Raw genomic sequence first — 13,714 nt, forward strand, 5'->3', positions numbered from 1 at the left:
ATAACAACCGGGGCTCACAGGGCGGCGGCCCCGTCGGCGGCCCCGTCGCCGTCGGCGTCGGTCAGCTTGATGTCCCACCGCCCATCGCCGTCGGTGTCGACATAGGCCGCGCGGTAGCCGCCCGATCCATCGCCGATCAGCACCCGGTCGGCGCGGCCGTCGCCGTCGGAGTCGAGCAGCCGGTCGTTGATGCGGCCGTCGCCGTCGAAATCCACCAGTGGACCACCGAGATGTTCGACTTCGTCGAGTCCCGAGTCGAGTCCCGACCACCGCAACCCGCCCGATCGGTCCGCCGAGCCCGCCGCCACGCCCTGCCCCCACGTGCCGGATCCGTCGTCGGTGAAAGAGGCCTCCGGGGCGCCGTCGTCGTCGAGGTCCAGCATCAGGTGGTCGGCCACCCCGTCACCGTCGAAATCGACCAACGCGTCATCACGCAGCCCGTCGCCGTCGAAATCGAGGGCGATCGCATCGGCCACGCCGTCGCCGTCGAGATCGAGGTCGGGCGGCCCGCTCCACATCGTCGCCGCTCCGTCACCGTCGCCCAGGCAGTAATCCATACCCGGATCAGACGTGCGGGCGCCGCTAGCGGTTCCGCTGGGTCTGCCACCACGCCAGTAGTTCGGCCGTCGCCTCGTCCCGCGACAACGGTCCCCGCTCCAAGCGCAACTCCTTGAGGAAGTTCCACGCCTGCCCCACCAGCGGCCCGGCGGGGATGTCGAGCAGCGCCATGATCTCGTTGCCGTCCAGGTCCGGCCGCACCCGCTGCAGGTCCTCCTGCTCGGCCAGCGCGGTGATGCGCGCTTCGAGCTGGTCGTAGTTGGCCTGCAGGCGTGCTGCCCGCCGCTTGTTTCGGGTGGTGCAGTCCGCGCGAACCAGCTTGTGCAGCCGGTCCAGCAGCGGTCCGGCATCGGTGACGTAGCGCCGCACCGCCGAATCGGTCCACTTTCCGTCGCCGTAGCCGTGGAAGCGCAGGTGCAGATACACCAGCTGCGAGACATCGTCGACCATCTGCTTGGAGTACCGCAGCGCGCGCATGCGCTTGCGCACCATCTTCGCCCCCACCACCTCGTGGTGGTGAAAGCTCACCCCACCGTCGGGCTCGTGGCGGCGGGTGTCGGGCTTGCCGATGTCGTGCAGCAGCGCCGCCCAGCGCAGCACCAGATCGGGACCGCCCCGGGCGTCTTCGAGCTCGATCGCCTGCCGCAGCACGGTCAGTGAATGCTGGTAGACGTCCTTGTGCTGGTGGTGCTCGTCGATCGCCATCCGCATGGCGCCGACCTCGGGCAGCACCACGTCGCCCATCCCGCTGGCCACCATCAGCTCGATGCCGGCTGCAGGGTCGGCGCCCAACAGCAGCTTGTCCAGTTCGGCGGCCACCCGCTCGGGTGTAATGCGGGAAAGCTGCTCGGCCATCTCTTCGATCGCGGCGCGCACCCGCGGCGCCACCGTGAAGCCGAGTTGCGAAACGAACCGGGCGGCGCGCAGCATCCGCAGCGGATCGTCACCGAAGGAGTCCTGCGGTGCCGTCGGTGTCTCCAGCACCCCGGCTCGTAACGCCGCCAGGCCACCCAGCGGGTCGAGGAACTCCCCCGGACCGGCTCCGGTGATGCGGACCGCCATCGCATTTGCGGTGAAATCCCGGCGCACCAGGTCCTCGTGCAGCGAATCCCCAAAGCGCACTTCGGGATTACGCGACACCCGATCATATTTGTCGGCCCGGAACGTGGTGATCTCCACGCGGTACCCGTGCAGGCCGGCACCGATGGTGCCGAACTCGATCCCGGTGTCCCACAGCGCCTCGGCGCGGCCCCGCAGCAGCTGCTGCACCTGCTCGGGGCGAGCGTCGGTGGTGAAGTCCAGGTCGGGGCTGGACCGGCCCAGCAGGGCGTCGCGGACCGATCCGCCCACCAGGTACAGCTGGTGGCCGGCCGCATCGAACATGGCGCCGAGGTCGCGCAGCAGCTCGGCGTGCCGGTTCAGGGCGACCGCCGCCGCTGTCAGCAGGTCGGCATCCTGGTGGGCTTCGGGCACGTTCGATGAGCTTAGACGGTGGGGCGGGCCGGGGTCTCACTCCCAGCCGCCGGCGAGCGCGTGTGCGGTTCGGTCGGTTTCCGCCGACCTCGCCGACGATTCCGCATACTCGGCGAGCCGGATCCCGGCGGGCGGAGCCGGCGTCGCGGGCCGCCGCCGCCGAGGCCGCCCCGGCGAGGGAGGCCGGTGGGCTCACCCGTGCCAGCTACTATCACATGGGTGTCGGCCGACGGCGAAGAAGCCAATTCGGGACGGCGCCGCAGGCGGCGCCGCGGTCGACGCACTTCAGGTCCGAAAACCAGCCACACCGAGGCCGCGGCCACCGACACCAGCGCGGCCGCGACGGCCGGCCGCTCGGCGCAGCGCCGGCCCCGCACCGCACGTCACGGGCCGGAACGGCTACGCACCGTGCACGAGACCTCGGCCGGTGGCCTGGTCGTCGACGGCATCGACGGGCCGCGGGAGGACCAGGTCGCGGCGCTGATCGGCCGCGTCGACCGCCGCGGCAGGATGTTGTGGTCGCTGCCCAAGGGTCACATCGAGGTCGGTGAGACCGCCGAGCAGACCGCGATCCGCGAGGTCGCCGAGGAAACCGGCGTTCAGGGCGACGTACTGGCCGCGCTGGGCAGCATCGACTACTGGTTCGTCACCGAGGGCCGCCGGGTGCACAAGACCGTGCACCACTACCTGCTGCGGTTCTCCGGCGGAGAACTGTGCGACGACGACGTGGAGGTCAGCGAGGTGGCGTGGGTGCCGGTCCGGGAGCTGCCGTCCCGGTTGGCCTACGCCGACGAACGCCGGCTGGCGGTGGTCGCCGACGAACTGATCGACCGGCTGCAGGCCGACGGCCCGGCCGCGCTGCCGCCGCTGCCGGTGAGCGCGCCGTGGCGGCGGCCGCAGACGCATTCGCGCGCCCGCCACTCTCGCCCCGACGGCCGCGCACCGGACCGGAAGAACGGTCGCGGGCTGGACCCGTGATCCGCACCCGACGTAGCGGTGGGGGCAGGCTGCCCGCCTGGTCAGTGCCCCGCACGGCCCCTCGGGCGGTCGTGGCCGCCTTCCTGATGGCCCTGGGCATGGCGCTCGGCTCGGCCGCCGCCCCGCATGCCATAGCCGGCGAGCCCGGCGGAATGTCGTTCGTCCAGATCCGCGTCGATCAGGTCACCCCGGAGCTCATCACCACCTCCAGCGTCCCGGTCGTCACGGTCTCCGGCACGGTGAGCAATGTCGGTGACCGGCCGGTGCGCGACGTGATGGTGCGCCTCGAGCAGGCCGGCGCCGTCGCGTCGTCGGCCGGCTTGCGCACCAACCTCAGCGGCAGCAATGACCAATACCGGCCGGTGGGCCCGTTCAGCACGGTGGCGGCCGAACTGCAACGCGGCCAGGAGGCCCGCTTCACGTTGTCGGCGCCGCTGCACTCGGCGAGCCAACCGGCGTTGAGCATCGACCGTCCGGGTATCTATCCGCTGCTGGTCAACGTCAACGGCACGCCCGACTACGGCGAGCCGGCCCGCCTCGACGACGCCCGCTTCCTGCTCCCGGTGACCGGCCTACCCAAAACCGAGGCCGACGGCGATCCGCTTGCCGGCGCCGTCGCGCCCGACACCTCCCGGCCGGTGCGGCTGACCATGCTGTGGCCGCTGGCCGACCGGCCCCGGCTCACCCCCGGCGCGCCCGGCGGCACCCTTCCGGTTCGGCTCACCGACGACGAGCTGGCGAAGTCGCTGGCCCCGGGAGGCCGGCTCGACGCCCTGCTGTCGGCCGCCGAGTTCGCCACCAGCCCGACCGTCGACGGCGGCGGCGTCGTCAATCAGGCGCTGTGCCTGGCGATCGACCCCGACCTGTTGGTCACGGTCAACGCGATGACCCGGGGCTACCTGGTCGCCGACTCCCCCGACGGCGCCGCGTCCCACCTGGGCACCGGCCAGGCGGCCGCCACGACCTGGCTGGAGCGGCTGCGCCGGCTGGCTCACCGCAGCTGTGTCACCGCGACCCCGTACGCGCAGGCCGACCTCGACGCCCTGGCCCGGGTCGGCGACCCCGGACTCGATGCGATCGCGGTGAGCCGGCCCTCCGACATCATCGACCGGATCCTCCAGGTGACCTCGACGCGCGGCGCGGTCGTGCTCGGCGACGGCAAACTCACGACCGGCGCCGCCGACCTGATCAGCGCCGAGAGCTCCACAGGCGCAGCGGTGGTGATCACTGCCGGTGACTGTTCTGCCCAGGACTCCACCACCGGCGCGTCGGCCACCGCCGACGTCACCCCGCGGCGGTTGTCGCCGCAACTGGTGGTCGCGCCCTACGATCCGGCCGTCGGCGCGGCATTGGCCGGCATGGGCACCGATCCGGTGGCTCCGACCTACCTCGACGGCTCGCTGACCGTCCGGCTGCACCACGACTCGGCCCTGGCCCGTCGGCAGGATGCCCTCGGAGCGATGCTGTGGCGGGGGCTGGAAGCCCCGGACGGCCCCGACGAGCCGCGCGACCAGATTCTGATGCCCCCGGCGTACTGGAAGCCGCGGGTCGACGACGCCCAAGCCGTGCTGACCACGGTGGGCACCGCACTGCGGTCCGGGCTGGCGGTCCCGCGGCCGCTGACCGCGGTGATCGCCGAATCGCAGGGCGTCACCGCCGCACCGGCGCATCCGCTACCGGCCGAGCAGGCCGTGGGCGGCTTCGGCCCGGATGTCATCGGCGCGGTCACCGACGACATCGGCCGGCTGTGGGCGTTGACGTCGGCGCTGACCACCGACGTTCGCACCGGCCTGACCGGCGATCAGTACACCGCGCCGCTCGCCGAGGACATGCTGCGCGCGTTGAGCCAGTCGGAGCCGCTCGACGTGCGCAGCGGCCTGGCGGCGCAGCGGCTGTCGGTCGTCGGCGACACCGTCGCGGATCTGATCGGCGCGGTCACCATCGTCAACCCGGCCGGGTCCTACACGCTGGCCACCGAGCACAGCCCGCTGCCGCTGGCGCTGCGCAACGATCTGGCGGTGCCCATCCGGGTGCGGCTGCACGTCGACGCGCCGCCCGGGATGACGGTGGCCGACATGGGCGATCTGGAACTTCCGCCGGGTTACCTGCCACTGCGGGTCCCGGTGGAGGTGCGGGTCAACCAGCACTTCGTCGTCGACGTGGCCCTGCAGACCCCGGCCGGGCTGCCGTTGGGCGAGTCGGCGCGGCTGTCGGTGCACTCGAACGCCTACGGGATGGTGCTTTTCCTGATCACCATGACGGCGGCGGCGGCGCTCACCGTGCTGACCGGTCGCCGGCTGTGGCACCGCTTCCGCGGCCAGCCCGACCGCGCCGACTTGGATCGTCCCAGTCCAGTCGACCCGAACCGCCCGCGTTCACCGGCGGCGACCGCGGGCCGCAGCAGCCGGGATGTGGACCGGTGACCGCACCGGCGCCGCAGCCCGCGCGGCCGGAGCTGACCGACGCCGCCGTGGTGTCGCGGTCATGGGGAATGGCGCTGGCCACCCTGGTCAGCCGGATCACCGGCTTCATCCGGATCGTGCTGCTGGCCGCCATCCTGGGCGCGGCGCTCTCGAGCGCCTTCTCGGTAGCCAACCAGTTGCCCAACCAGATCGCCGCGCTGGTGCTGGAGGCGACCTTCACCGCGATCTTCGTGCCGGTGCTGGCCCGCGCCGAACGCGACGACCCCGACGGCGGGGCCGCGTTCGTGCGGCGCCTGGTGACACTGGCCACCGCCCTGCTGCTGGCGACCACCGTCATCTCGGTGGCCGCGGCGCCGCTGCTCGTCCGATTGATGCTGGGCGGCGACCCCCAGGTCAACGAGCCGCTGACGACCGCGTTCGCCTATCTGCTGCTCCCCCAGGTGATCTGCTACGGGCTGTCGTCGGTGTTCATGGCAATCCTGAACACCCGCAACATCTTCGGGGCGCCGGCCTGGGCGCCGGTGGTCAACAACGTCGTCGCGATCGCCACGCTGGTCGTCTACCTGCTGGTGCCCGGCGAACTCTCGGTCGACCCGGTGCGGATGGGCAACGCCAAGCTACTGGTGCTGGGCCTGGGCACCACGGCGGGTGTCGTGGCCCAGACCGCGGTCCTGCTGGTCGCGATCCGGCGGGAGCGGATCAGCCTCCGGCCGTTGTGGGGCATCGACGACCGGCTCAAGCGCTTCGGCGCGATGGCCGCCGCGATGGTGCTCTACGTGTTGATCAGCCAGATCGGCCTGGTGGTCACCAACCAGATCGCGGCCACCTCGGCGGCATCCGGTCCGGCGATCTACTACTACGCCTGGCTGCTGCTGCAGCTGCCGTTCGGCATGATCGGGGTGACGGTGCTGACGGTGGTGATGCCGCGGCTGAGCCGTAACGCCGCCGCCGGCGACGATCCCGCGGTACTGGCCGATCTGTCGCTGGCCACCCGGCTGATGATGATCACGCTGATCCCGATCGTGGCCTTGATGACCGTCGGCGGCCCGGCGATCGGCAGCGCACTGTTCGCCTACGGCAACTTCGGTGACGTCGACGCCGGCTACCTGGGTGCCGCGATCGCCATGTCGGCGTTCACCTTGATCCCCTACGCCATGGTGCTGCTGCAGCTGCGGGTGTTCTACGCCCGGGAGCAACCCTGGATCCCCATCGGGATGATCGTGATCATCACCGCGGTCAAGATCGCCGCATCGGTGCTGGCCCCGCAGCTGACCGACAACCCCGAGCTGGTGGCCGCCTACCTGGGCTTGGCCAACGGCCTGGGGTTCCTCGCCGGCGCGGCCGTCGGGCACATCCTGTTGCGGCGCGCGCTGCGGCCGGTCAGCGGCCACCTGCTGGGCCCGAACGTGGTCCGCACCGTGCTGGTCACGGTGACGGCGTCGCTGCTGGCAGGCCTGGTCGCCGAGGTGCTCGACCGGGTGCTCGGGCTGCGAACGCTGACCGACCGCGGCGCGGCCGGATCGATGCTGCGCCTGCTGGTGCTGGCGCTGGTGATGCTGCCGATCATCGGTGCGGTCCTGGTGCGCGCCCAGGTGCCCGAAGCCGCCGCGGCGCTGGCCGCCGTGCGCCGCCGACTCGGCGCCCGCCATGCGCATATCGGCATCGCCAACCCACCGTCTCCCGAACCGGCCGTCCCGTACGCTGAGCACAACCGTTTGCCCACGCCGGGCGGGGACGCCACCAACGATCCCGGCCGGCACATGCCCCCGGACCACATCGCCGGTGGCTGGACCCCGAAAGGTACGGAGGTGGCCAACAAACCCTCGGAGGGTGCCGGGGCTCGCGAGGCGTCGCGATCGGTTGCTCCGCCGCAACCCCAGCGGCCTGTCGCCGGCTCCACCGACAACCCCGAGCCGGCCGACGAGGGCCAGCTGACCCCCGGCCTGAGCATCGCCGGCGGGCGCTACCGGCTGCTGGTGCGCCACGGCGACACCCCCCTGCTGCAGTTCTGGCAGGCCCTGGACACCGCATTGGACCGGCAGGTGGCCCTGACGTTCGTCGACCCCGACCAGACGATGCCCGAAGAGCAGCTCACCGGCATCTTGTCGCGTACCCAGCGGCTCAGCCAGATCGACCTGCCCGGCATCGCCCGCGTCCTGGACGTGGTGCGTATCGGCGCGGGCGGGCTCGTCGTGTCCGAATGGGTCCGTGGCGCCTCGCTGCAGGAGGTCGCCGGCACCGCACCGTCGCCGATCGGCGCGGCCCGCGCGATGCGGTCGCTGGCTACCGCCGCCGAGGCCGCCCACCGCGCCGGCGTGACCCTGTCGATCGACCATCCGGGCCGGGTCCGGGTCAGCATCGACGGCGACGTCACCCTCGCCTTCCCCGCGACGCTGCCCGACACCAAGCCCGAGGACGACATCCGCGGGATCGGCGCCACCCTGTATGCGCTGCTGGTCAGCCGGTGGCCGCTGGAGGGTGCGTCCGACGGTGGGCTCGCTCCGGCCGACCTCGACGCCGCCGGCAACCCGGTCAAACCCGACTCGGTCAACCCGGAGATCCCGTTCCAGATCTCCGCCGCCGCCAGTCACGCGATCCAGTCCGACGGCGGCATACGCGGCGCCTCGACGTTGTCGAACCTGCTGCAACAGGCCACCGCGCTGCACGAGCAGACCGAGTTGCTGGGCCCCGTCAGCGATGAGCCCCCCGCGCCGCGTGCGGCGCCGCCGGTGGATGCCGAGATGCGTGCCGAGCGGCGACGCCGGGTGTTGATCGGCGCCGGCATCGGCGGCGCCGTCATCCTGGTCGCGCTGCTGGTGCTGGCCTCCGTGCTCAACCGGATCTTCGGTGACGTCAACGGGCTGGACAAAACGGAGCTGGGCTTGAGCAGTCCGTCGGCGTCGTCGTCACAGCCTGGCTCGAGCACACCGGGGAGCACCGTGAAACCCGTTCAGGCGACGGTGTTCTCGCCCGGCGGCGAGGCCGACCGTCCCCAGGATGCCGGGCTGGCGATCGACGGAAATCCCGCGACCTTCTGGTCGACGGACACCTACTCCGATCCGGTGCCCTTCCCGAATTTCAAGAGCGGCGTCGGGCTGATACTGCAACTACCCAAGCCGACGGTGATCGGCAGCGTCGGGATCAACGTCTCCAGCACCGGAACCCGGGTGGAGTTGCGGTCGTCGACGACGCCGCGGCCGACCCGGCTCGAGGACACCACGCTGCTGGCGCCCGCCAAGGCGCTGCAGCCCGGTACCAACAAGATCTCGGCCGACTCGTCGGCGCCGACGTCGAACCTGCTGGTGTGGATATCGACGATGGGCAACACCGGCGGTGAGAGCCGCACCCAGATCTCCGAGATCACCGTGCAGGCGGCGTCCTAGGCGCCACGGCGCCGCGAGCAGTACGGCCGGCCTGTGCACAACTGAAGTGCCGTCGGGCCGCCGGCTGGTTACTGTCCGCCCATGGGTCACCCGGAGCGCAGCGACGCCGAACTGCTGGCCGCGCACGTCGCCGGCGACCGCCACGCATTCCAGGAGCTCTACGGTCGCCACCAGCGTCGGCTCCGCCGGCTGGCCCGGCTCACCACCGGTTGCCCCGAAGACGCCGAGGACGCCCTGCAGGAGGCGATGCTCTCGGCGCATCGCAGCGCCGGATCGTTTCGCTACAACGCCGCCGTCGGCAGCTGGCTGCACCGCATCGTGGTCAATGCCTGCCGGGATCGCCTGCGGCGCAACCGGCTTCACCCGTCGGTACCGCTCGCAGAGTCTCCGGCCGTCGCCGATCGCACCACCGAGGTGGAGACCGCACTGGAAGTGCGCGCGGCGCTGCGCCGGTTGCCGACCGAACAACGCGCCGCAGTGGTGACCGTGGACATGCACGGCTACTCCATCGCCGACGCCGCCCGCGCACTCGGTGTGGCGCAGGGCACGGTCAAGAGCCGCTGCGCCCGCGGCCGGGCCCGGCTCGCGGTACTGCTGGGCCGAGACCACACCGGTCCCGCCGCTCCGGTCCGCCCGGCGGCCCGGCGGATAACCTTGGCAGCTGAGGGTGTCCTGCACGGTCGGGTCGACGACTGTGCATAGCCACGAAGCGAGCGGGAGCGGCACTGCGATGGACGCAGCTGATCGAGAAGGCCGGGAACGGCGCCCGGCGCATTCGAGCCGACCATTGCCCCGGCTCAACCGGATCGCCGCGATCGCCGGGGGCGCGGCCGCGCTGCTCGCGGTCGGATTGGGCACCGCGGCGCTGATCCGGTTTCCCGGTGACACCCCCAGCGGACCCCGCTCCTTCGACGCCATCACGGTGGCCTCCGAACCGACACCGGTGTTGCCGCTGACCGAAGCGGAGATCCTCGAGCTGCTCGACCGCAGCCCCGAGTACGGCGCGCTGGCGGACCCCGGACGACGGGCCGGCTGCCTGGCCGCCCTGGGCTATCCGGCCGGGACCCGCATACTGGGCGCACGCGAGCTCGCCGTCAACGGTCACCCCGGCATCGTGCTGCTGCTGCCCGGCGCCTCTCCCGACACGGTCATCGCGCTGGCGGTCGCCCCCAACTGCAGCTCCGCCGACACCGGGCTGCTGGCCGACACCAGCGTCCGCCGCCCCTAGCCGGCGCCTCGGACCCCGTCCGTATCGGTGCCGGGGAACATCGCCCCCTACGCTGACGTTGGTAGCCCCAGTAACGGTCCGAGCGGAAAGGCCCTCGATGTCTGAGACACCGACCATCCACGATGTGATCATCATCGGTTCCGGCCCGGCCGGGTACACCGCGGCGATCTATGCCGCTCGGGCGCAGCTGGCGCCGCTGGTGTTCGAGGGCACCTCGTTCGGCGGGGCGCTGATGACCACCACCGAGGTGGAGAACTTCCCCGGCTTCCGCAACGGCATCATGGGCCCGGAGCTCATGGACGAGATGCGCGAGCAGGCGCTGCGCTTCGGCGCCGACCTGCGCATGGAAGACGTCGAGTCGGTGGCCCTCGACGGCCCGGTCAAGTCCGTCGTCACCGCCGAGGGCGAAACCCACCGGGCACGCGCGGTCATCCTGGCCATGGGCGCCGCCGCCCGCTACCTGAACATCCCCGGCGAGCAGGAACTTCTCGGCCGGGGCGTCAGCTCGTGCGCCACCTGCGACGGCTTCTTCTTCCGTGACCAGGACATCGCGGTGATCGGCGGCGGCGACTCCGCGATGGAGGAAGCCACCTTCTTGACCCGGTTCGCCCGCAGCGTGACCCTGGTCCACCGCCGGGAGGAGTTCCGCGCCTCGAAGATCATGCTCAACCGGGCTCGCGACAACGACAAGATCCGGTTCCTCACCAATGCGGTGCCGGTCGCCGTCGAAGGTACGGACACCGTCACCGGGCTGCAGGTGCGCGACACCGTGACCGGCGCGGAGACCACCCTGCCGGTGACCGGCGTGTTCGTCGCGATCGGCCACGATCCTCGCTCGGAAATGGTGCGGGAAGCGGTGCAGGTCGACGCGGACGGCTACGTGCTGGTGCAGCAGCCGAGCTCGCGCACCTCGTTGCCGGGGGTGTTCGCCGCCGGCGACCTGGTGGACCGCAGCTACCGGCAGGCGATCACCGCGGCCGGAACCGGCTGTACGGCCGCCATCGACGCCGAGCGCTGGCTGGCAGAGGCCGCCGACGCCGCCGAAGCCGCGATGAACCCAGCTACCGAAACCTTGATGGGAGCACCACAGTGACCGACAACCACAACACGGTGACCGTCTCCGACGCCACCTTCGCCACCGACGTACTGGCCAGCGCCAAGCCGGTGCTGGTCGACTTCTGGGCAACCTGGTGCGGACCTTGCAAGATGGTCGCCCCGGTCCTCGAGGAGATCGCCGCCGAGCAGGCCGACCAGCTGACCGTCGCCAAGCTCGACGTCGACGCGAACCCCGAAACGGCACGGGAATTCAGTGTGGTGTCGATTCCCACGCTGATCCTGTTCAAAGACGGTCAGCCGGTCAAGCGGATCGTCGGGGCCAAGGGCAAGGCCGCCCTGCTGCGCGAGCTTGCAGACATCGGCTGACCCCGACTTGAGTCGTCGGGGATCCCACCCGGATCCCGCACCTTTCTGGCCTCGCCGTTTTCAATAAATCGGCCAGCATCTGAGACAATGCTGCCTAACCTGCTGGCAACCGTCAGCTACGTTTTCGCTGCCAACAGCGACGACTGGAGGGCTCAGTAATGTCGGGTCGGCATCGCAGCGCAGACGACGCGCTGCGCCGGGGCGACCGCAGCGGCGCCGTCGTCGAGATCCGCGCAGCGCTGGCCGCATTGGGCCTGGTGGACAGCCCCGACGCGGACCTGACGACCGGCAAACACGTCGCGCTGGACGTGTTCGACGACGACCTCGACCAGGCGGTGCGCGCCTTCCAGCAGCAGCGCGGACTGCTGGTCGACGGCATCATCGGCGAGGCCACCTATCGGGCACTCAAAGAGGCGTCCTACCGGCTGGGTGCGCGGATCCTCAATCACCAGTTCGGGGCGCCGATGTACGGCGACGACGTGGCCACGCTGCAGGCCCGCCTGCAGGACCTGGGTTTCTACACCGGCATGGTCGACGGCTACTTCGGTATCCAGACCCACAATGCGCTGATGTCCTACCAGCGCGAATACGGCTTGTACGCAGACGGCATCTGCGGCCCGGAAACGTTGCGCTCCTTGAACTTTTTGGCCTCGCGGGTGACCGGCGGTTCACCGCACGCGATCCGCGAGGAGGAGTTGGTACGGCGCTCGGGGCCGCGGCTGTCCGGCAAGCGGATCGTCATCGACCCGGGCCGCGGCGGCGGCGACCACGGACTGATCACCCAGACGCCGACGGGTCCGATCAGCGAAGCGGATATCCTGTGGGACTTGGCAAGTCGCTTGGAAGGCCGGATGACCGCGATCGGGATGGAGACGTTCCTGTCCCGTCCCAACGGCCGCAGTCCGTCGGATGCCGAACGGGCCGCCACCGCGAACGCCGTCGGCGCCGACCTGATGATCAGTCTGCGCTGCGCCGCCCACGTCAGTCCGGCGGCCAACGGTGTGGCCTCCTTCCACTTCGGCAACTCCCACGGATCGGTATCCACCATCGGCCGTAACCTCGCGGACTTCATTCAGCGAGAAATCGTGGCGCGCACCGGTTTACAGGACTGCCGGGCGCACGGCCGGACGTGGGACCTGCTGCGGCTGACCCGGATGCCCACCGTCGAGGTCGACGTCGGCTACATCACCAGCCCGCGTGACCGCGGGATGCTGGTCTCGCCCGCGACGCGCGACGCCATCGCCGAGGGGATGCTGGCCGCGGTCAAACGGCTGTACCTGCTCGGCAAGAACGACCGGCCCACCGGCACGTTCACGTTCGCCGAATTACTGGCCCATGAGCTGTCGGTCGAGCGGACCGGCCGGCTCGGCGGCGGTTAGCAAGACTCGACGGCGGAGAGGCGAAGCTGGGCCGCCGGATCAACTGCGGCACCTGACCGGCTGGATACCGAACCCGCCGGGGCGCTGGCCCCGACCGGCGCATGCAGTTGCGCGCTTTCCAGCAGCCGCTCCAGCGCCGCCTCCACCTCCGCCTTCCAGCCCAGCCCCTTGTCGAGCTCCAGCCGCAGCCGGGGGAAGTATCGGTGCGGTGCCACCACGGTGAACCCGACACCGGTCAAGAAGTCGGCTTCGATGATGCAGTGCTCCACCGTGCAGTCACCGACGGCCTCGAGCACCGGTGCGACATCCGGCGGCACATTGCGTGGATCCAGCAAGTCGCCGACGGCTGCCGTCCGGCCGAATGCCTCCAGGGCGCGGACGCCGCGGCGTATCAGTTCCTCGACCGCTCCGGCGATCAGTTCCCGCGGCAGGCCGTCGGCCATCGGCGCCGGCTCGACCCCGATGGAAGTCAACAGCACCGCGTCGGCTGACACCGGTGCGGTCGGGAACCGGTGCGCCCGCGGCACCGCGCGGGGCGGGGCGTAAAGCACATAACCCAGGCACGGCGATTCGTCTGCTCCCCCGGCTGCAGCCGATGGCGTGGCGACCTGCCCGCAGCATCCCCACTCCAGCATCACCATCGACAGCCAGGCTTCCTTCTCGAACTCCGGATCCGAGAGGTGGTCGTCGCGGCCGAGGGTGGCCGGATCCACTTCCCAGAACACGCACCGGCGTGCGTGCTTGGGAAGCTGCTCGAAGCCCTCGAGCCTCAGCGGTGCGATTCGGACAGACACTGAACTCCCGGTCTCAACCCGTGCTGCCACCGACGGCAGCCCCTTAAGGATAGGAGCGTCGAGCCGCCCGACGCCA

Annotated in this window: 11 protein-coding genes; 8 read left to right on the plus strand and 3 right to left on the minus strand. The window is 71.0% G+C overall.

Annotation, left to right across the window (positions count from 1 at the left end):
* Nucleotides 1–14: 14 nt before the first annotated feature.
* On the minus strand, nucleotides 15–557 hold the full coding sequence (locus BST10_RS05680; protein WP_083036979.1) for a pullulanase: 543 nt from the start codon (nucleotides 555–557) through the stop codon (nucleotides 15–17).
* 25 nt (nucleotides 558–582) lie between these two features.
* Nucleotides 583–2,031, minus strand: a complete 1,449-nt coding sequence (locus BST10_RS05685; RefSeq protein WP_083036981.1) for a CCA tRNA nucleotidyltransferase — start codon at nucleotides 2,029–2,031, stop codon at nucleotides 583–585.
* 219 nt (nucleotides 2,032–2,250) lie between these two features.
* Here BST10_RS05685 and BST10_RS05690 point away from each other — a divergent pair, with 219 nt between their 5' ends.
* The 8 genes from BST10_RS05690 to BST10_RS05725 all read left to right on the plus strand — a co-directional run bounded on the left by BST10_RS05690 (nucleotide 2,251) and on the right by BST10_RS05725 (nucleotide 12,844).
* A complete protein-coding gene (locus BST10_RS05690; RefSeq protein WP_041319280.1) occupies nucleotides 2,251–3,009 on the plus strand; it encodes an NUDIX hydrolase in 759 nt (252 codons plus the stop codon).
* A gap of 86 nt (nucleotides 3,010–3,095) precedes the next feature.
* Entirely contained in the window at nucleotides 3,096–5,432 is a 2,337-nt protein-coding gene (locus BST10_RS05695; protein WP_083037152.1) for a hypothetical protein, read from the plus strand.
* On the plus strand, nucleotides 5,429–8,815 hold the full coding sequence (gene murJ / locus BST10_RS05700; protein WP_083036984.1) for a murein biosynthesis integral membrane protein MurJ: 3,387 nt from the start codon (nucleotides 5,429–5,431) through the stop codon (nucleotides 8,813–8,815). The genes BST10_RS05695 and murJ overlap by 4 nt, the downstream gene beginning before the upstream one ends.
* An 81-nt stretch (nucleotides 8,816–8,896) precedes the next feature.
* The gene (sigM, locus tag BST10_RS05705; RefSeq protein WP_083036986.1) at nucleotides 8,897–9,517 is read left to right on the plus strand and encodes an RNA polymerase sigma factor SigM; all 621 of its coding nucleotides are present in this window, start codon (nucleotides 8,897–8,899) and stop codon (nucleotides 9,515–9,517) included.
* 28 nt (nucleotides 9,518–9,545) lie between these two features.
* On the plus strand, nucleotides 9,546–10,043 hold the full coding sequence (locus BST10_RS05710; protein ID WP_165757179.1) for a hypothetical protein: 498 nt from the start codon (nucleotides 9,546–9,548) through the stop codon (nucleotides 10,041–10,043).
* 97 nt (nucleotides 10,044–10,140) lie between these two features.
* Nucleotides 10,141–11,136, plus strand: a complete 996-nt coding sequence (trxB, locus tag BST10_RS05715) for a thioredoxin-disulfide reductase (protein ID WP_083036992.1) — start codon at nucleotides 10,141–10,143, stop codon at nucleotides 11,134–11,136.
* Nucleotides 11,133–11,465, plus strand: coding sequence for a thioredoxin (gene trxA / locus BST10_RS05720; RefSeq protein WP_083036995.1), 333 nt, complete (start codon nucleotides 11,133–11,135; stop codon nucleotides 11,463–11,465). Before trxB ends, trxA begins: the two co-directional genes overlap by 4 nt.
* A 158-nt stretch (nucleotides 11,466–11,623) precedes the next feature.
* On the plus strand, nucleotides 11,624–12,844 hold the full coding sequence (locus BST10_RS05725) for an N-acetylmuramoyl-L-alanine amidase (protein WP_083036998.1): 1,221 nt from the start codon (nucleotides 11,624–11,626) through the stop codon (nucleotides 12,842–12,844).
* Here the strand turns inward: BST10_RS05725 and BST10_RS05730 are convergent.
* On the minus strand, nucleotides 12,841–13,638 hold the full coding sequence (locus BST10_RS05730) for an acetyltransferase (protein WP_235673665.1): 798 nt from the start codon (nucleotides 13,636–13,638) through the stop codon (nucleotides 12,841–12,843). The genes BST10_RS05725 and BST10_RS05730 overlap by 4 nt on opposite strands.
* Nucleotides 13,639–13,714 lie beyond the last annotated feature (76 nt).

It is taken from the genome of Mycolicibacter algericus DSM 45454 (assembly GCF_002086455.1).
Classification (GTDB): domain Bacteria; phylum Actinomycetota; class Actinomycetes; order Mycobacteriales; family Mycobacteriaceae; genus Mycobacterium; species Mycobacterium algericum.

Excerpts from the sequence above, each read along its gene's own strand:
- BST10_RS05680 (WP_083036979.1), bottom strand. The coding sequence starts at position 557 with ATGGATTACTGCCTGGGCGACGGTGACGGAGCGGCGACGATGTGGAGC.
- BST10_RS05695 (WP_083037152.1), top strand. The coding sequence starts at position 3,096 with ATGGCCCTGGGCATGGCGCTCGGCTCGGCCGCCGCCCCGCATGCCATA.
- sigM (WP_083036986.1), top strand. The coding sequence starts at position 8,897 with ATGGGTCACCCGGAGCGCAGCGACGCCGAACTGCTGGCCGCGCACGTC.
- BST10_RS05710 (WP_165757179.1), top strand. The coding sequence starts at position 9,546 with ATGGACGCAGCTGATCGAGAAGGCCGGGAACGGCGCCCGGCGCATTCG.
- trxB (WP_083036992.1), top strand. The coding sequence starts at position 10,141 with ATGTCTGAGACACCGACCATCCACGATGTGATCATCATCGGTTCCGGC.
- BST10_RS05725 (WP_083036998.1), top strand. The coding sequence starts at position 11,624 with ATGTCGGGTCGGCATCGCAGCGCAGACGACGCGCTGCGCCGGGGCGAC.